This window comes from Pseudomonas baltica (assembly GCF_031880315.1).
Taxonomy (GTDB): Bacteria; Pseudomonadota; Gammaproteobacteria; order Pseudomonadales; family Pseudomonadaceae; genus Aquipseudomonas.
In genome coordinates this window covers 1859457-1876623 of sequence record NZ_CP134771.1, presented here as the reverse complement: position 1 = coordinate 1876623, position 17167 = coordinate 1859457, and the positions used below count along the sequence as shown (strand labels likewise).

The window sequence follows — 17167 nt, the reverse complement described above, 5'->3', positions numbered from 1 at the left end:
GTGTCTGCCAGGTCGGCACGCGGGCTACTTGATGCGTTGGCCCGGTTTCGCGCCGCTGTCCGGACTGAGCAGGTAGATTTCGTCGCCACCTGGGCCCGCAGCCAGCACCATGCCTTCAGACATGCCGAAGCGCATTTTGCGCGGTTTGAGGTTGGCGATCATCATGGTCAGCCGCCCTTCCAGTTCGGCGGGGTTGGGGTAGGCGCTCTTGATGCCGGAGAACACGTTGCGCTGTTGATCGCCGATGTCGAGCGTCAGGCGCAGCAGCTTGTCGGCGCCCTCGACGGCTTCGGCCTTGAGGATCAGCGCGACGCGCAGGTCGACGGCGGCAAAGGCGTCAAACTCGATCTCGGCAGCCAGTGGCTCTTTGAGCAGTTCACCGTTACCGGCGGCAGGCGCGCCTGTATCGCTCGCGGCCAGGTCTTCCTTGGAAGCGTCGCTCATGGCTTGCACCTTGACCGGGTCGATACGGTTCATCAGCGCCTTGAACGGGTTGAGCGGGTGATCGGCCAGCAGAGTCTTGTGGTCGTCCCAGGTCAGCGGCGCGACGTTGAGGAAAGCTTCGGCGTCGGCGGCCAGGTTCGGCAGCACCGGCTTGAGGAAGATCACCAGTTGACGGAACAGGTTGACGCCCAAGGCGCAGATGGCCTGGACTTCATCCTGTTTGCCTTCCTGCTTGGCCAGTGACCACGGCGCCTTTTCGGCGATCCAGGCGTTGGCACGGTCGGCCAGGGCCATGATTTCGCGCATGGCACGGGCGAAATCGCGATTTTCGTAGGCCTCGCCGATGCTTGGCGCGGCGGCCAGGAAGGCGTCGGTCAACTCGGGCGCGGCGTTGCCGGCGACCAAGGTGCCCGCATTGCCTTTATGGATGAATCCGGCGCAACGGCTGGCGATGTTGACCACTTTGCCGACCAGGTCGGAGTTGACCTTCTGCACGAAGTCATCGAGGTTGAGGTCGAGGTCGTCGACGCCGCGGCCCAGTTTGGAGGCGTAGTAGTAACGCAGGTATTCCGGCGCCAGGTGATCCAGGTAGGTGCGGGCCTTGATGAAGGTGCCGCGCGACTTGGACATCTTCTGGCCGTTGACGGTCAGGTAACCGTGCACGTTGAGTGCGGTCGGCTTGCGATAGCCGGCGCCTTCGAGCATGGCGGGCCAGAACAGCGCGTGAAAGTTGACGATATCCTTGCCGATGAAGTGGTACACCTCGGCAGTCGAGTCCTTGGCCCAGTAGGCGTCGAAGTCCAGTTCCGGGCGGCGCGCGCAGAGGTTCTTGAAGCTCGCCATGTAGCCGATCGGTGCGTCCAGCCACACGTAGAAATACTTGCCTGGCGCGTCAGGGATCTCGAAGCCGAAGTATGGCGCGTCGCGGGAGATGTCCCAGTCATGCAGACCGGCGTCCAGCCACTCGGCGAGCTTGTTGGCGACGGCGTCCTGCAAGCTGCCGCTGCGAGTCCAGGTCTTGAGCATGTCCTGGAAGCTGCTGAGCCTGAAGAAGAAATGTTCCGAGTCCTTGAGCACCGGTGTCGCTCCGGAGATCGCCGACTTGGGGTTCTTCAACTCGGTCGGGGCGTAGGTCGCACCGCATTTCTCGCAGTTGTCGCCGTATTGGTCTTCGGTGCCGCACTTGGGGCAGGTGCCCTTGATGAAGCGGTCGGCCAGGAACATTTTCTTGTCCGGGTCGAAATACTGAGTCACCGAACGAGTGGCAATGTGCCCGGCATCGCGCAGCTTGAGGTAGATCTGCGACGACAGCTCGCGGTTTTCTTCGGCGTGGGTCGAGTGGAAGTTGTCGAAGTCGACCAGAAAATCCGCGAAGTCGGCGCTGTGCTCGGCCTTGACCTCGTCGATCAGCTGTTCCGGGGTGATGCCCTGTTTTTCGGCGCGCAGCATGATGGCCGAACCGTGAGCGTCGTCCGCACAGACATAAGTGCACTGATTGCCAAGGTGCTTCTGGAAACGCACCCACATGTCGGTCTGGATGTACTCGAGCATGTGGCCAAGATGGATGGAACCATTGGCATAGGGCAGGGCGCTGGTGACGAGAATCTTGCGGGGCTCGGACATGGGGCTCGGCTACTTGAACGGGATCGAAGACCGACCACTATAAAGCCCAAGGCGTTTTTTTTCATCCCCGAGCATTGGCCGTGTCGCTGTTGATGTGCGGTGATAAGCGCTAGGATAGCCGCCTATTTTACTCAGTCTTTATTTCCGGGAGTGTCCATGAGCGCCGTCAACCGCGCAGCGGTGGAAGCCGTCCTTCGTCAATACACCGATCCTTACCTGAATCAGGACCCTGTCAGTGCCGGTTGCGTGCGCGCCATCGACATCGACGCAGGCAGAGTCCGGGTGCAGCTCGAGCTGGGCTATGCCGCCGGTCTGTTCAAGTCTGGCTGGGCGCAGATGCTGCAGCTGGCCATTGAAGGCCTCGACGGCGTGTCATCGGCGCAGGTCGAGGTCGCGTGCGTGATCGCCGCGCACAAGGCGCAGGCGCAGATACCTGGCATGACCAACGTCAAGAACATCATCGCGGTGGCCTCCGGCAAGGGCGGCGTCGGCAAGTCGACTACGGCGGCCAACCTGGCATTGGCGCTGGCCCGCGAAGGCGCGCGGGTGGGCATTCTCGATGCGGATATCTATGGCCCCAGCCAAGGTGTGATGTTCGGTATCGCCGAAGGTACCCGGCCCAAGGTAAAGGAGCAGAAGTGGTTCGTGCCGATCGAGGCTCACGGCGTCGAGGTGATGTCCATGGCCTTTTTGACCGACGACAACACGCCGATGGTCTGGCGCGGGCCGATGGTCTCTGGGGCATTGCTGCAATTGATCACCCAAACGGCCTGGAATGACCTGGATTATCTGGTCATCGACATGCCTCCGGGTACTGGTGATATCCAGCTGACCCTGGCGCAGAAGGTGCCCGTCAGTGGCTCGGTGATCGTCACCACGCCGCAAGATCTGGCACTGCTGGATGCGAAAAAGGGTGTCGAGATGTTCCGCAAGGTCAACATTCCGGTGCTGGGCGTGGTCGAGAACATGGCCGTGCACATCTGCTCGCAATGCGGCCATGCCGAGCATCTGTTCGGTGAAGGCGGCGGCGAGAAGCTGGCCAGCCAGTACGGGGTCGAGTTGCTGGCCTCGCTGCCGCTGTCGATCTTGATCCGCGAGCAGGCCGACAGCGGCAAGCCCACCGCGATCGCCGAACCGGACAGTCAGATCGCCATGATCTATCAGGAACTGGCTCGTCAGGTGGGTGCGCGCCTGGTGCTGCAGGCTGCGGCCAGCCCGGCGATGCCGACCATTAGCGTCTCAGACGACTGATGCACTGATCTTTGCGGCCCCTCTGCGTGCAGGCCTTGCTACCACATGTGGGAGCAAGGTTGCGCGTTCGGCGGCGAAGAGGCCGGCAGCAGCACCACAATCCTGCAGGCAAGAAAAAACCCCGCCTTTTAAGGGGCGGGGCTCTTCCAAGCTTTGAAGCAGCAGTTAGATAACTGTTACTTCTTCAGCTTGCATGCCTTTCTGGCCGCGGGTAGCGACGAAAGAGACCTGTTGGCCTTCTTTCAGGCTTTTGAAGCCGTCAGATTGGATAGCTTTGAAGTGAACGAACAGGTCGTCACCGGATTGTGGAGTGATGAAGCCGAAGCCTTTTTCATCGTTGAACCACTTAACGGTACCGGTTTGGCGATTGGACATGGTGTATCTCCTTGGACAAAGTTAACTGCGGTTCAGGAAATGCCCTGGCCGAGACTGAGTGCAAAGAGCAGGAAAATTCGTGAAGATGTAAAACATCGTGTAGAGATTCTCAGAGACATAAGCAACACAGTGACGCCACCTTAAACCTTTTTCGGAGAGGTGCCAATAACCTTTAGCGTGCTTTGCAGTATTTCGTGACATAAGTTTCTTTGGCAGCCCTGCGAGCCGCCAAATGAGCGGCTTTCGGCGGCACAGGTGTGGCCAACTGCCACACATGGCGCGGGGCCCAAGCGTCGCAGCGTTCGCCAGCATATGGCGCAGGTCCTTTAACCTGCGAGCCGGGCCCGGTAAGATGCCGGTCAGATTTTCTTCACCTCGCTATTCACCTCGTTATTCAGGACAGCCCGCCATGAGCATCAAATCGGACAAGTGGATTCGCCGCATGGCGCAAGAGCACGGCATGATCGAACCTTTCGTCGAGCGCCAGGTGCGCGGCGAGGGCGCTGATCGCGTCATCTCCTTCGGCGTGTCCAGCTATGGCTACGACGTGCGTTGCGCCGACGAATTCAAGGTGTTCACCAACATCAACTCGGCCACTGTCGATCCGAAGAACTTCGATGAGAAGAGCTTCGTCGACATCAAAAGCGACGTCTGCATCATTCCGCCCAACTCCTTCGCGCTGGCCCGTACCGTCGAGTATTTCCGCATTCCGCGCAACGTCCTGACCATCTGCCTGGGCAAGAGCACTTACGCCCGTTGCGGCATCATCGTCAACGTCACGCCCCTGGAGCCGGAATGGGAAGGCCACGTGACCCTGGAGTTCTCCAACACCACCACCTTGCCGGCGAAGATCTATGCCAACGAAGGGGTGGCGCAGATGCTGTTCCTGGAGTCGGACGAGGAATGCGAAGTGTCCTACAAGGACCGCGGCGGCAAGTACCAAGGCCAGCGTGGCGTCACGCTGCCACGCACCTGACCCCGCGACGGGCCGACGAAGCGACGGAATTAGTCGCCGAAAACGCACTCTATTGAGCGAACTGCCCCCAATCGTTGCTGCGAGTGGGGCCATTGCTCAGGAGTGTCTATGAAAATCGACCCGACCATCAGCGCCAAACTGGCCAAACTGCAACCCAACCAGATCGGCATGCTTGCCTGGTCATTGCTTGCAGATCCCTACGCCCACCTGGCCGGTGGCATACCCGGTCAGCCGGATCCGGACCCCAACCCCGATTTCCCTCAGCCTAGTGAACCTGGCAGCCCCACCCAGCCGGATGAAGCCCCACCTGCGCCAGTGGCGTGATTCATCGGTCTGTCAAAGCACGCCTGTTGTCGGCTAATCTGCTCGGCGCCCCTTGAGGCGTTCAGATAATCCCGACAACAAGGTCTGCCATGTCTTCGTCTTCTCGATTCAAGCGTACCGCGCGTTTCTGTGCCATCGGCCTATTGCCCCTTGGCGTGCTGTTTGGCACGCCGGGTTTTGCTGCGGATGCACCCATCTCCGCACCCGCTGCGGTGACCACTCCTGTTGCCAGCAACCATTTGCAACAGATCATCGCTCGCGGCACCCTGCGTGTCGGTACTACTGGCGATTACAAGCCCTTCAGTTACCGGAACGGCGACAACGACAGCTTCGTCGGGCTCGATATCGAGATCGCCCAGGGGCTGGCCGATTCACTGGGGGTCAAGCTGGAACTGGTGCCCACCACCTGGCCGACGCTCATGGCCGACCTGCAGGCCGATCGTTACGACCTGGCCCTGAGTGGCGTTTCGGTGAACATGGAGCGCCAGAAGCAGGCGTTCTTCTCCGAGCCTTATCAGCGCGACGGCAAGACCCCGATCACCTTGTGCAAGAACCAGAGCAAGTTCCAGACCCTGGCGCAGATCGACAAACCCAACGTGCGGGCCATCGTCAATCCGGGCGGCACCAATGAGAAGTTTGCACGTGCGCAACTCAAGCAGGCGCAGATCATCGTGCATCAGGACAACGTCACCATCTTCCAGCAGATCGTCGACGGCAAAGCCGACCTGATGATGACCGATGCGGTGGAGACGCGCCTGCAACAGAAACTGCACCCTGAGCTGTGCGCCGTGCACCCGGACAAACCGTTCGATTTCTCTGAAAAGGCGGCCTTGTTGCCGCAGGACATCGTGCTCAAACAGTACGTTGACCAATGGCTGCATCAGGACATCGCCAGCGGTCGTTTCAGCCAGCGATTTCAGCGCTGGCTGGCGTATCCATGGCCGGTGGCCCGTCACTGATCGGCCAGACCCGCCCGTCGCCGCTGACGAACAGGCGCACCCCGGCTTCGCGCTGCACGGCGTAACCACCGGTAAAGGCGCCGAAGGCCGGCAGCACGCTGACCTCGGTGCCGATCTGAAAGCACGGCAGGCGCAGGCTCTGGCGGCCTTTGCCGCGTAGCCGATAAACCGGGTGCACGTGCCCTGCCAGCACATGCAGGCCGGGGCACGGTGTGGGCTCGTGCTGCAAGGCGAACGGCCCGAGTCGCAATGGCTCGGTCACCACCTCGAAACCGAGCTCGGCGGGCGGATCGCCGGCGCGCAGATCATGATTGCCGCGTACCAGAATGATCCCCAGCCGTGGATGTCGCACCCGCCATTGCGCCAGCGCCGCCAAGGTGGTGATGGCGTGGGAGCCTGGGCCGTGAAGAAAGTCGCCCAGAAATACCAACGCCTGGCTGGGGTACTGGGCCAGCAGCTGATCCAGCACCAGCAGATTGCTTTGGGTGGTGCCATGGGGCACCGGCTGGCCCAGGCGCCGATAGGCTGCGGCCTTGCCAAAATGCGCATCAGCGACCAGCAGGACTTTCTGCTCGGGCCAGTAGGCGGCTTTCTCTGGCAGCAACCACAGCTCGGTGCCGGCCACACTGATCGGGTGATAGGCCGTCATGCTCCTTCCTCAGGGCCTGCGGCCTGTTCGAGGTCATTGACCATGCGCTGGATGCGGTCTGCAAGTTTCTCCGAGCTCAGGCTCTCGCGAAAGCGCTCGACCATCAGTGGAAAGGCCAGGGGCGTTGCGCGTTTGATCGAGTGGATGTCCAGGCGCCGCTGCTGCAGGCGCTGCAAGGTGTGTTCGAGGTGCTGCACGTCGAGTTCCTGGCGCAGTACTTCCTCCTGAGCCTGACCGAGCAGCAGGTTACCGGCATCGTATTGCTTGAACACCTCAAAGAACAGCCCGCTGGAGGCTTGCACTTGGCGTGTGCTCTTTTGCGCCCCCGGGTAGCCACCGAACACCAGGCCGGAGATCCGCGCGATTTCGCGAAAACGTCGCAATGCCAGCTCACCGGCGTTGAGGCTGGCGAGTACGTCGTGCAGCAGGTTGTCCGGGCTGAGCCAGTCGCTGGCAAGTGCTTGCGGCCAATCCACGGCTGTGGCGCTGAGCAGCTCCAGGCCATAGTCGTTGACGGCAATCGAGAAGCTTAACGGCTTGCTCTGGCTCAGGCGCCAGGCCAGCAGGCTGGCCAATCCGAGGTGCACCTGGCGGCCGGCGAAGGGATACAGAAACAGATGCCAGCCCTCGCGGGACTTGAGGGTTTCGGCCAGCAGGGTATGGCTAGTCGGCAGCGCCGACCATTGGCCTTGCAGCTCCAGCAACGGCCGCACGGCTTGCAGCGCGGGGCTTTGGTACTCACCGCGAGCGGCGGCGTCGAGCTGCGCCACCACCGCATCGGCCAATTCGCTCGACAGCGGCATACGCCCGCCATTCCAGCGCGGCACGGCGGCCTTGCGTGCGGTCGAGCGCTTGACGTAGGCGGTCATGTTCTCGACCCGTACCAGCTCCAGCAGGCGCCCGGCGAACAGAAAGCCATCACCGGGCCGCAGGCGAGCGATGAAGCCTTCCTCGACGTTGCCCAAGGTGCGACCGCCACCGCCCTTGCTCCAGAATTTCAGCTGCAAGCTGGCATCGCTCACAATGGTGCCGATGCTCATGCGATGTCGCCGGGCCAGGCGCGCGTCCGGCACGCGCCAGCGGCCCTCGGCGTCAGGCGCGACACGTTGGTAGTCCGGGTAGGCGGTCAACGAATGGCCACCGTGGCGGACGAAGGCCAGGGCCCAGGTCCATTCCTCGTCACTCAGGTCGCGGTAGGCCCAGGTGCTGCGCACTTCATCCAGCAGTGCCGGCGGTTCGAAGCCACCGCCCAAGGCCATGCTCACCAGGTGTTGAACCAGTACGTCCAGAGGTTTGTGCGGTGGCTCGCGGGCTTCGATATGGCGCGCGGCGACCGCAGCCTGTGCGGCGGCAGCTTCGACCAGTTCCAGGCTGTGGGTCGGCACCAGGGTCACCCTTGACGGCCGTCCCGGGGCATGGCCAGAGCGCCCGGCGCGCTGCATCAGGCGCGCGACACCTTTGGCCGAGCCAATCTGCAGTACCCGCTCGACCGGCAGGAAGTCGACCCCCAGGTCCAGGCTGGACGTACACACCACCGCACGTAACTGGCCCTCCTTGAGGGCCTGCTCGACCCAGTCGCGGGTTTCACGGGCCAGCGAGCTGTGATGCAGGGCAATCAGCCCGGCCCAATCGGGGCGCGCTTCGAGAAGTGCCTGGTACCAGACTTCAGCCTGGGCGCGGGTGTTGGTGAACACCAGGCAACTGTTGCAGGCCTCGATCTGCGCGGCGACCTGCTTGAGCATCCGCAGGCCCATGTGACCGGCCCAAGGGAAGCGTTCGATGGTCTCCGGCAGCAGGGTGTCGACCAGCAGGGTCTTGGCCTTTTCGCCCTGCACACTGATGCCATCGCCGGCCGGCAGCAGCACCTGCTGCGCTTGCAGCTGATTGCCCAGGGTGGCGGAGATCCCCCACACCATCAGCCCAGGCTGCCAGCTGCGCAGGCGCGCCAAGGCCAGTTGCAGCTGCACGCCGCGCTTGTTGCCAAGCAGTTCGTGCCATTCATCGACCACCACCAGGCGCACGCTGGCGAGCTCGGTGGCAGCGTTTTCGCGGGTCAGCAACAAGGTCAGGCTTTCCGGGGTGGTCACCAGCGTGCTGGGCAAGCGTCGGCCTTGGCGGGCGCGTTCGCTGCTGCCGGTGTCGCCGGTGCGCAGGCCGAGGCTCCAGGGGATGTTCAAATCATCGATGGGCCGCTGCAACGCGCGCAGGGTATCGGCGGCCAGCGCGCGCATGGGCGTGATCCATAGCACGGTCAGGGGCGCCATCGGCGGTTTGCGTTTGGTTGCCGGCGCCACGGCAGGCGCTGGCGGCGGCGCCAGATGTTGCAACGCGGCGAACCACAGGGCGTAGGTCTTGCCGGCGCCGGTGCTGGCGTGCAGCAACCCGGATTCACCACGCTTGACCGCGGCCCACACGGCCTTCTGAAACGCGAACGGCTTCCAGCCGCGGGCGGCGAACCAGTGCTTGGCTATATCGCGAGGGGCTGGCATGCGCGAGCGGTGAACTCCGGTAGTAGGTAGTTCACAGACTCGCAGGTGGGTGGATTAGTTGCCTGGAATTTGCTGCCAACTGCAGATCTTCGTCGATTGTGCCGACCCTTTCGCGTGCAAGCCTTGCTCCCACCGGCCTGCATCTGTGGGAGCCAGGCTTGCCCGCGAAGGGGCCATCATAGGCAACGCATAACTACTTCAAATTGCCGCTGAGGAACTGCCGCAGCCGATCGCTTTTCGGATTGCCCAGCACCTCGGCCGGCTCGCCGTGCTCTTCCACCAGCCCCTGATGCAAAAACATGATCTGGCTGGACACTTGGCGGGCGAAGCTCATTTCGTGGGTAACCATGATCATCGTGCGACCTTCTTCGGCCAACGCCTGGATCACCTTCAATACCTCACCCACCAACTCCGGGTCGAGCGCTGAAGTCGGTTCGTCGAACAGCATGATCTCCGGTTCCATCGCCAAGGCGCGGGCGATCGCCACCCGCTGCTGCTGGCCGCCGGAGAGGAAGGCCGGATACTGATCGGCGACTCGGGCCGGCAAACCGACCTTGTCGAGATAGCGGCGCGCGCGCTCTTCGGCTTCCTGCTTGCCCACGCCCAGCACCCGGCGCGGCGCCATGGTGATGTTTTCCAGCACGCTCATGTGGCTCCACAGGTTGAAGTGCTGGAACACCATGGCCAGGCGCGTGCGGATGCGCTGCAGTTCGTCCGCGTCGGCGACGCGCATGCCATTGGCGTCGCTGACCATACGGATCTGCTTGCCATCCAGGCTCATGGCGCCGTCGTTGGGGGTCTCGAGGAAGTTGATGCAGCGCAGGAAAGTGCTCTTGCCCGAACCGCTGGCGCCGATCAGGCTGATCACGTCGCCGGTCTTGGCTTTGAGCGAGACGCCCTTGAGCACCTGGTTGTCGCCGTAGCTCTTGTGCAGGCCATCGATCGTCAGTTTGTACATGCGCAAGGAGTCCTCAAGGAGAAAGAAGGTAGCCGCTGCGGTAGGCTTCATGCCCGGCGACATGGGCGATGACCATGCCAGCGGTGGCCATGCGGCGCAGCGAGCGGGCGTAGAGCAAGCCCGCTTGAACGTTATGGACCGGGGTCACCTGGTCCGAAATCGGGTCGATGACTTCGGCGATCAGCGTGCCAGCCTCGACGTAGTCGCCCGGCACGGCGAAGAACACCAGCAGGCCGCCGGCCGAGGTGGTCACCGGCTCGACGGCAGCCAGTGGGGTGGCCGGTTGCAGCAGTTTTGGCAGCAACTCGGTCGCACCACCGATTGCGCCATAGTGGCTCAGGTAATCGAGGATCGCCTTGCAGTCGGCAATCGCCAGCGGGTGGCTGACGTCATGCTGGCCGCGCAATTCCACCGTCACCGAAAAGCTGCTCAGCGGCAGGCGGTCACCGAAGCGCTGTTGCAGGTTCCACCACACCAGCGAAAAGCATTCGTCGAACGACTGGCCGCCCGAGTCGGTGGCCAGCAGGCTGGCCTGCGCACCCAGGTAACGCGACAGCGCCTCGACCCGTGGCCAGGCTTGCGGAGTGGTGTACAGGTGCTCGACGGCCTCGAAGTCACAGTGCAGGTCGAGCACCATTTCGGCGTCGCAGGCCAGGCGCTGCAAGGTCAGACGCTGGGACTGCAACTGCGTGCTCGGCACCTCGCGCTCCAGAGCCTCGCGCAAATGCTGGCGGACCAGATTGGCGTTGTGCTGCGGATCATCGTTGAGCAAGCCTTGGATGGCATCACCGACCACCTGGCTGAGATCGACGAAACGGCGGTTGAAATTCTCCCCGCTCTCGAGCTCGTAGCGGCCCAGAGGAGTGTCCATCAGCACCTGCTCCAGGCCGGCCGGATTCGCGATCGGCACCAGCACGATTTCACGGCGCAGACGGCCTTCGGCTTCCAGCTCGCGCAAGCGCTGCTTGAGGTGCCAGCCCACCAGCATGCCAGGTAGCTCGTCTGCGTGCAGCGAGGCCTGGATGTAGATCTTGCCGGCGGCTGCAGCGTCGGGCGCGAAGTGAAAACTATGGATTTGCCGCGCGGTGCCAGGCATCGGCGCGATCAGGTTGTGGGTGCGATGTTCCATGACAGCTCCTAGTGCGCCGGGCCGAGAAAGGCCAGCCAGCGACGTTCAGCCAAGCGGAACAGGCCGACGAGGGTGAAGGTGATGGCGAGGTAGATGAGCGCCGCTATCCCGAACGACTGGAAGGTCATGAAGGTCGCCGAGTTGGCGTCCCGAGCGACCTTGAGAATATCCGGGATGGTCGCGGTGAAGGCCACGGTGGTGGAGTGCAGCATCAAGATCACTTCGTTGCTGTAGTACGGCAACGAACGGCGCAGCGCCGAGGGCATGATCACGTAGGCGTACAGCTTCCAGCCGCGCAGGCCGTAGGCCTTGGCCGCCTCGACTTCACCGTGGTTCATGCTGCGGATGGCGCCGGCGAAGATCTCGGTGGTGTAGGCGCAGGTGTTCAGCGCGAAGGCCAGCAGGGTGCAGTTCATGGCATCGCGAAAGAACGGCCCCAGCAGCGGCTGGTCGCGGACCGCTTCGAGGCTGTAGATGCCGGTGTAGCAGATCAGCAGCTGGATATACAGCGGCGTGCCGCGGAACACGTAGGTGTAGAACTGCACCGGCCAGCGTACCCAGAACCTGGGCGACACGCGGGCGATGGACAGCGGAATGGAGAGGAAGAAACCGATGAAGATCGACGCGCTGAGCAGCCACAGCGTCATGGCCAGGCCGGTCATGTTGACGCCATCGGTGTAAAGGAAGGCTTTCCAGTATTCCTGCAGAAGTTCGATCATCGGACGGCCTCACGGGTACCGGCGCTGTAGCGGCGCTCCAGGCGGCGCAAGACGACGTTGGAAGCGCTGGTGATCAACAGGTAGATCAGCGCCGCCAACACCAGGAAGTAAAACAGCTCGTAGGTGCTCTTGCCGGCGTCCTGGGCGTTTTTCACCAGGTCGGCCAGACCGATCAATGACACCAGCGCCGTGGCCTTGAGCATCACCTGCCAATTGTTGCCGATGCCGGGCAGGGCGAAGCGCATCATTTGCGGGAAGATCACGTAGCGAAACCGCTGGCCACGGCTAAGGCCGTAGGCGGTGGCCGCTTCGGCCTGGCCGCGCGGCACGGCGAGGATCGCGCCGCGGAAGGTCTCGGTGAAGTAGGCACCGTAGATGAAGCCCAGGGTGATGACCCCGGCAGCGAAAGGGTCGATCTCGATGTAGTCCCAGCCGAGGGCATCGGTCAGATTGCTCAGCCAGGTCTGCAGGCTGTAGAAAATCAGCAGCATCAATACCAGATCGGGCACGCCGCGAATCAGCGTGGTGTACACCTGCGCCGGGATACGCACGGCCTTGACGCTGGACAGCTTGGCACTGGCGCCGAGCAGGCCGAGCAGCACGCTCACCAGCAACGACAGCACTGCAAGCTTGATGGTCATCCAGGTGCCTTCCATCAGCAGCGGGCCAAAGCCCTTCAAGCTGAGGGAGGTGAGCCCCAGGGTTTGCAGCAGGGAATCAAACATGGATCAAACCTTTTGCGCTCGATAAAACGCCCGCTCCCTCGTGAGGAGCGGGCGTTGATGCAAGGTGTCGCTTACTTGCCGCTGTACAGGTTCAGGTCACCGAAGTGCTTCTTCTGAATGGTGGCGTAGGTGCCATCATCGTGCAGTGCCTTGATACCCTTGTCGATCAGAGCCTTGAGCTCAGTATTGCCCTTTTTGATGCCGACGGCAGTCTTGGCAGGCAGCAGTGGGTCGTCGATCGGCTTGCTGACTTCGTAGCCGGCGCCTTGTGGCGACTTCAGGAAGCCCAACTCTGCTTGCAGCATGTCTTGCACCGAGGCGTCCAGGCGGCCCGAGACGAGGTCGGCGTAGACCTGGTCCTGGTTGGCGTAGGCCTGGGTCTTGACGCCAGCCTTGTCTAGGACGGCCTTGGCGTAGGCTTCCTGGATGGTGCCTTGCTCGTAACCGACGGTCTTGCCTTTCAGGGTGGCGACATCGGTGGTCAGGCCTGCACCTTTTTTGAACACCAGGGAGGTTGGGCCGGAGAACAGCTCGTTGGAGAAAATAATGGCTTTCTCGCGGACTTCGGTCACGGTCATGGACGAGATCACGCCGTCGAACTTGTTGGCGTTCAGGCCCGGGATCATGCCGTCGAAATCGCTTTCAACCCATTTGCACTTGACCTTCAGCTCGGTGCAGATGGCGTTGCCCAGATCGATGTCGAAGCCGACCAGGCTGCCGTCGGCGGCTTTGGACTCGAACGGTGCATAGGAAGGATCGACCCCGAAACGCAGCTCTTTGTATTCCTTGGCCAGCGCGCTACCAGCAGACAGACAGAGAGCCAGTGCAGAGAGGGTCAGCAATGCTTTTTTCATTGTGCGGTCCTTGAAAACCAAAAATACGTGCGAGCACGCGAGTTCTGTTACCGGCTATTGCCAGACATCAGGGTAATAGCAATATTCGCACCATAGTCCATGGAAGGACCGGTGTCGCGGCGCCTGGGAATTGCTTTTCGTCGCAGTTTCGACCGAATGGTTTTTTAGCGACGTATGCGCCTGTATATATAGGTGCACTTAACGGTGCACGGCAAAATTTGTGCGCCATTGTGGTGCCTCGCGAACCTCAACTCAACAGGTCTTGTAACATTTCCAGACTGTCCGCCTCGTCGACCGGTTTGTCGTGGCGCCAGCGCAACATGCGCGGAAAACGCACGGCAATCCCGCTTTTATGGCGTTTGGACAGGGCGATGCCCTCAAAACCCAATTCGAACACCAGTGTGGGGGTAACACTTCGTACCGGGCCGAATTTCTCGACCGTGGTCTTGCGAACGATCGCATCGACCTGGCGCATCTCGGCATCGGTCAGGCCGGAGTAGGCCTTGGCGAACGGCACCAGGTTGCGCTCGGAACTGCCGGGCGGGCCATCCCACACCGCAAAGGTGTAGTCGCTGTAGAGGCTGGCCCGGCGACCATGGCCTGCCTGAGCGTATATCAGCACAGCATCGACGCTGAATGGGTCGACCTTCCATTTCCACCACACGCCCATGTCCTTGGTGCGGCCGACCCCATACAGCGCCTCGCGGGCCTTGAGCATCATGCCTTCGACGCCCAGGCGGCGGGATTCCTGCCGCAGCTCGGCAAGCTCGGCCCAGGTGTTACCGCTGATGACCGGGGACAGCCGTAACACCGCCTGGCCCTGGCTGGCCACCAATCGCTCCAGGGCCTCGCGCCGCTGCCATTGCGCGATGTTGCGTTGGTCCTTGCCTTGCCATTCGAGCAGGTCGTAGGCCAGCAGGACCACCGGCACTTCGTCCAGCAGCTTCTTGCTCAGGGTCTTGCGGCCGATACGCTGTTGCAGCAGGGCGAAGGGCTGTACTGCCGGGGCGTCTTGAGCGTCGTGGTCACTCGCAGGCTCGAGGGCGAAATCCTCGGGCGCTTTGTCAGTGTCGCGGGCGGGCTGTTTCCACACCACGATTTCGCCGTCGATCACAGTGCCGTCCGGCAGGCTTGCGCCCAGACTGTGCAATTCGGGGAAGCGGTCGGTGACCAGTTCTTCGCCCCGCGACCAGATCCACAAGCGGCCCTCGCGCTTGACCAGCTGCGCGCGAATGCCGTCCCATTTCCATTCTACTTGCCAGTCGCTGCTCGGCCCTATGAGCGCTTCGAACTGCTCGACGGGTTGTTGCAGGGCATGGGCGAGGAAGAACGGATAAGGCTGGCCGCCGCGCTGGGCATGCTCGTCGCTGGACTCGGGGGCGATCAATTTGAGGTAGCTGGCCGCGACGGGGCGGTGCGACAGATCGGTGTAGCCGACCAGGCGTTGGGCCACGCGCTTGCTGTCCAGATCGGCCAGTTGCGCCAGCGCCCGGGTGACCAGCAACTTGGAGACGCCGACGCGAAAACTGCCGGTGATCAGTTTCAGGCACACCATCAGGCTTTGGTGATCGAGTTGGGCCCACAGCGGCGGCAGGCGCTCGGCGAGCTCCTCGGGCGGCAGGCCGCGCAGGGGCAGCAGCGCCTCTTCCAGCCACCAGGCCAGGCCCTGCCCGGCACTGTGGGGGTTTTCCGGGAGCACCAGCGAGACGGTCTCGGCGAGGTCGCCGACGGCCTGGTAGCTTTCCTCGAACAGCCATTCGGGCAAGCCAGACAGCCGGGTCACCAGCTCGCGCAGCAGGCGCGTGGGGATCAGCTGGCGAGGGCGGCCGCCGGCGAGGAAGTACACCGCCCAGGCGGCGTCTTCGGGCGCGGCTTGGGCGAAGTAGCTCTGCAGGGCCTGCAGCTTGGCGTTGCTGGAGGTGGTGGCATCAAGGTCGGCGTAGAGGGCGGCAAAGGCTTTCATCAGGAGGTATCCGCATCATCGAGGGGCAGACCATCGTTCGTGGCCGAAGCGGCCGGGCTGGCGTTTCCGAACGTTGGTATAGAAGCAGACCCCCTATCGCCGAGTAAATTTGGTTGGCGTGAGCCCGTGGTCGAATCCAGTGTTTCAGTCAGGCCGGTGTCGAGCGTGCCGAAGTGGGTTTGGCGGTGTGCTCACTTTTCGTGCGCGCCAATCTTGGGCGTACGGTTTTAAAGTGATTCACTTCGAGTTAGTTAGGGGGTTTAGTGTCGCGGTGAGGCCATCAAAGGTGCGGTGCTGATCGAGTTATACATATATGGCCGAAGGGCATTATGTACTAATTGGTTCATCGGAATGGCCGAGTGCTCCCAAATAAGACACGCTGCAAAGTGTTTGGTGCAACACCGACCTGATGCTGCGATGAAACTATAAAGGCGTTTTGTGACTGATCGGTCACTAAAAGTTTGAGTGATCGGCCGTTTGCGCCAAATCTGCTGGGCGAATAACCCATTTCAAAGGTAAATTTCTGTTAACAAAAAGTTACAAAATTGCGACATGAGGAGGCTTTTCGTCGCTCAAGTGCTCTGGATAAGGCGTCTTGGCATACCCGTTGCTCTGTATCGATTCTGAAACGCATGGATACATTCGGAGCTTGGTCAACAAGGAATCGTCATGTCGTATTACCCGACTCAGTAACTAACTTAAAAAAGATTAATGGCGAGCCAGACGGGCAGAGCTTTTTGCTGCCTGTATGAATTCTTATGGCTGGCGTTCAGGTAATTCGAACATTTTGTATATGTTCGAACGGACTCTTATTGCCCTTAATATAATCGAGGGAGATTTGATGAGTGACGCGGTAAAGAGAAATCCCCCGCCGATTACATTAGCCGGTGATCCCGTTGCGCCGTGGCCGAGTATTCCTTTCAAAGCGAATGCCTCGCGCCCCGGTACATTGAAAAAACAGCACGTGCTGTTGTTGGTGGCGGCTTCGATATTGATTCACGGCGGCGCCTGGTGGTTGATTCAGCAGAGCAAGGCGCCGTTGCCTGATGTGGCGCCCAAGGTTCCGGAAATGACTGTCGAGCTCACCAGCCCGACGCCGCCGGCACCCGAGCCGCCACCGCCTGAGCCACCGCCACCGCCGCCGCCACCCCCGCCCCCGGCCCCGGAGGAGGACGAGGATGCGCTGAAGCCACCGCCCAAGCCGGTTGAAAAACCGGTGGAAAAGCCAAAGCCCGTGCCCAAGCCGCAGCCGGTGAAGAAACCGCCACCGCCCAAGCCGACGCCTACGCCGCCTGCACCCACGCCGACACCGGCTCCGCCCGCGCCGCCGAGCCCGACCCCCGCGGCGCCTGCTCCTGCCGCTGCCCCTGGCCCGGTCAAGGAGTCGGCAGCCGTATCAGGACTCGCCAGCCTGGGCAATCCACCGCCGGAATACCCGTCGTTGGCCTTGCGCCGCAACTGGGAAGGCACGGTAGTGCTGCGCATCCAGGTCTTGGCCAACGGTCGGGCCGGCAGCGTCGAGGTCACCCGATCCAGCGGCAAGCCGCAGCTGGACGAGGCCGCGGTAGCAGCGGTGCGCAACTGGAAATTCATTCCGGCCAAGCGCGGCGATACGCCGATTGACGGCTTCGCGACCCAGACCATCGACTTCAAGTTGCCGCAATAACTAACGCACTGAACACATTTGAACGATTGACGAGGTGTAGCCAATGAACGCATCAATTTCTGC

The 17167-nt window shown here is 62.0% G+C and carries 15 protein-coding genes; 5 read left to right on the top strand and 10 right to left on the bottom strand.

All coding sequences use genetic code 11. The annotated features are described in order from the left end of the window. Positions 1 to 24 precede the first annotated feature (24 nt). Positions 25 to 2067 carry a methionine--tRNA ligase gene (metG, locus tag REH34_RS08200; protein ID WP_311971349.1) on the bottom strand — a complete coding sequence of 681 codons (2043 nt, stop codon included), beginning with the start codon at positions 2065 to 2067 and terminating at the stop codon, positions 25 to 27. A gap of 156 nt (positions 2068 to 2223) precedes the next feature. On the opposite strand from metG, the gene apbC reads away from it, so the two are divergent. Then, a complete protein-coding gene (gene apbC, locus REH34_RS08195) occupies positions 2224 to 3318 on the top strand; it encodes an iron-sulfur cluster carrier protein ApbC (RefSeq protein WP_311971348.1) in 1095 nt (364 codons plus the stop codon). A gap of 165 nt (positions 3319 to 3483) precedes the next feature. Here the strand turns inward: apbC and REH34_RS08190 are convergent, their stop codons facing one another. Continuing rightward, the gene (locus tag REH34_RS08190) at positions 3484 to 3693 is read right to left on the bottom strand and encodes a cold-shock protein (RefSeq protein ID WP_024780123.1); all 210 of its coding nucleotides are present in this window, start codon (positions 3691 to 3693) and stop codon (positions 3484 to 3486) included. A 409-nt stretch (positions 3694 to 4102) separates the two neighbouring features. On the opposite strand from REH34_RS08190, the gene dcd reads away from it, so the two are divergent. The 3 genes from dcd (at position 4103) to REH34_RS08175 (ending at position 5952) form a co-directional block, all read left to right on the top strand. Further along, positions 4103 to 4669 carry a dCTP deaminase gene (dcd, locus tag REH34_RS08185; RefSeq protein ID WP_002554836.1) on the top strand — a complete coding sequence of 189 codons (567 nt, stop codon included), beginning with the start codon at positions 4103 to 4105 and terminating at the stop codon, positions 4667 to 4669. Between the two features lie 108 nt (positions 4670 to 4777). Continuing rightward, positions 4778 to 4993 (top strand): hypothetical protein, encoded by a 216-nt coding sequence (locus REH34_RS08180; protein WP_226505063.1) that lies wholly within the window; start codon positions 4778 to 4780, stop codon positions 4991 to 4993. 89 nt (positions 4994 to 5082) lie between these two features. Next, the gene (locus tag REH34_RS08175) at positions 5083 to 5952 is read left to right on the top strand and encodes a transporter substrate-binding domain-containing protein (RefSeq protein WP_311971347.1); all 870 of its coding nucleotides are present in this window, start codon (positions 5083 to 5085) and stop codon (positions 5950 to 5952) included. Here the strand turns inward: REH34_RS08175 and pdeM are convergent. The 8 genes from pdeM to REH34_RS08135 all read right to left on the bottom strand — a co-directional run bounded on the left by pdeM (position 5897) and on the right by REH34_RS08135 (position 15438). Beyond that, positions 5897 to 6601 carry a ligase-associated DNA damage response endonuclease PdeM gene (gene pdeM / locus REH34_RS08170; RefSeq protein ID WP_311971346.1) on the bottom strand — a complete coding sequence of 235 codons (705 nt, stop codon included), beginning with the start codon at positions 6599 to 6601 and terminating at the stop codon, positions 5897 to 5899. The genes REH34_RS08175 and pdeM overlap by 56 nt on opposite strands. Continuing rightward, entirely contained in the window at positions 6598 to 9090 is a 2493-nt protein-coding gene (locus REH34_RS08165) for a ligase-associated DNA damage response DEXH box helicase (RefSeq protein WP_311971345.1), read from the bottom strand. The genes pdeM and REH34_RS08165 overlap by 4 nt, the downstream gene beginning before the upstream one ends. A 193-nt stretch (positions 9091 to 9283) precedes the next feature. Further along, complete coding sequence (locus tag REH34_RS08160; protein WP_226505066.1) at positions 9284 to 10048, bottom strand: ABC transporter ATP-binding protein; 765 nt, start codon at positions 10046 to 10048, stop codon at positions 9284 to 9286. Between the two features lie 13 nt (positions 10049 to 10061). Continuing rightward, positions 10062 to 11177 carry a succinylglutamate desuccinylase/aspartoacylase family protein gene (locus tag REH34_RS08155; RefSeq protein ID WP_226505067.1) on the bottom strand — a complete coding sequence of 372 codons (1116 nt, stop codon included), beginning with the start codon at positions 11175 to 11177 and terminating at the stop codon, positions 10062 to 10064. Between the two features lie 8 nt (positions 11178 to 11185). Then, on the bottom strand, positions 11186 to 11896 hold the full coding sequence (locus tag REH34_RS08150; protein ID WP_226505068.1) for an ABC transporter permease: 711 nt from the start codon (positions 11894 to 11896) through the stop codon (positions 11186 to 11188). Further along, the gene (locus REH34_RS08145) at positions 11893 to 12621 is read right to left on the bottom strand and encodes an ABC transporter permease (RefSeq protein WP_226505069.1); all 729 of its coding nucleotides are present in this window, start codon (positions 12619 to 12621) and stop codon (positions 11893 to 11895) included. Before REH34_RS08145 ends, REH34_RS08150 begins: the two co-directional genes overlap by 4 nt. A gap of 71 nt (positions 12622 to 12692) precedes the next feature. Continuing rightward, positions 12693 to 13475 (bottom strand): transporter substrate-binding domain-containing protein, encoded by a 783-nt coding sequence (locus REH34_RS08140; RefSeq protein WP_226505070.1) that lies wholly within the window; start codon positions 13473 to 13475, stop codon positions 12693 to 12695. Positions 13476 to 13722: 247 nt separating this feature from the next. Next, positions 13723 to 15438: an ATP-dependent DNA ligase gene (locus tag REH34_RS08135; RefSeq protein ID WP_311971344.1), complete on the bottom strand. Its 1716-nt coding sequence runs from the start codon at positions 15436 to 15438 to the stop codon at positions 13723 to 13725. Positions 15439 to 16279: 841 nt separating this feature from the next. Between REH34_RS08135 and REH34_RS08130 the strand changes: the two genes are divergently transcribed. Next, the gene (locus REH34_RS08130) at positions 16280 to 17104 is read left to right on the top strand and encodes an energy transducer TonB (protein WP_311971343.1); all 825 of its coding nucleotides are present in this window, start codon (positions 16280 to 16282) and stop codon (positions 17102 to 17104) included. Positions 17105 to 17167: the final 63 nt, after the last annotated feature.

Bases quoted from the DNA above. Each gene is read 5' to 3' on its own strand.
- dcd (WP_002554836.1), top strand. From the start codon at position 4,103: ATGAGCATCAAATCGGACAAGTGGATTCGCCGCATGGCGCAAGAGCAC.
- REH34_RS08150 (WP_226505068.1), bottom strand. From the start codon at position 11,896: ATGATCGAACTTCTGCAGGAATACTGGAAAGCCTTCCTTTACACCGAT.
- REH34_RS08180 (WP_226505063.1), top strand. From the start codon at position 4,778: ATGAAAATCGACCCGACCATCAGCGCCAAACTGGCCAAACTGCAACCC.
- pdeM (WP_311971346.1), bottom strand. From the start codon at position 6,601: ATGACGGCCTATCACCCGATCAGTGTGGCCGGCACCGAGCTGTGGTTG.
- REH34_RS08160 (WP_226505066.1), bottom strand. From the start codon at position 10,048: ATGTACAAACTGACGATCGATGGCCTGCACAAGAGCTACGGCGACAAC.
- REH34_RS08135 (WP_311971344.1), bottom strand. From the start codon at position 15,438: ATGAAAGCCTTTGCCGCCCTCTACGCCGACCTTGATGCCACCACCTCC.
- REH34_RS08140 (WP_226505070.1), bottom strand. From the start codon at position 13,475: ATGAAAAAAGCATTGCTGACCCTCTCTGCACTGGCTCTCTGTCTGTCT.
- REH34_RS08130 (WP_311971343.1), top strand. From the start codon at position 16,280: ATGAGTGACGCGGTAAAGAGAAATCCCCCGCCGATTACATTAGCCGGT.
- REH34_RS08175 (WP_311971347.1), top strand. From the start codon at position 5,083: ATGTCTTCGTCTTCTCGATTCAAGCGTACCGCGCGTTTCTGTGCCATC.
- metG (WP_311971349.1), bottom strand. From the start codon at position 2,067: ATGTCCGAGCCCCGCAAGATTCTCGTCACCAGCGCCCTGCCCTATGCC.
- apbC (WP_311971348.1), top strand. From the start codon at position 2,224: ATGAGCGCCGTCAACCGCGCAGCGGTGGAAGCCGTCCTTCGTCAATAC.
- REH34_RS08190 (WP_024780123.1), bottom strand. From the start codon at position 3,693: ATGTCCAATCGCCAAACCGGTACCGTTAAGTGGTTCAACGATGAAAAA.
- REH34_RS08145 (WP_226505069.1), bottom strand. From the start codon at position 12,621: ATGTTTGATTCCCTGCTGCAAACCCTGGGGCTCACCTCCCTCAGCTTG.
- REH34_RS08155 (WP_226505067.1), bottom strand. From the start codon at position 11,177: ATGGAACATCGCACCCACAACCTGATCGCGCCGATGCCTGGCACCGCG.
- REH34_RS08165 (WP_311971345.1), bottom strand. From the start codon at position 9,090: ATGCCAGCCCCTCGCGATATAGCCAAGCACTGGTTCGCCGCCCGCGGC.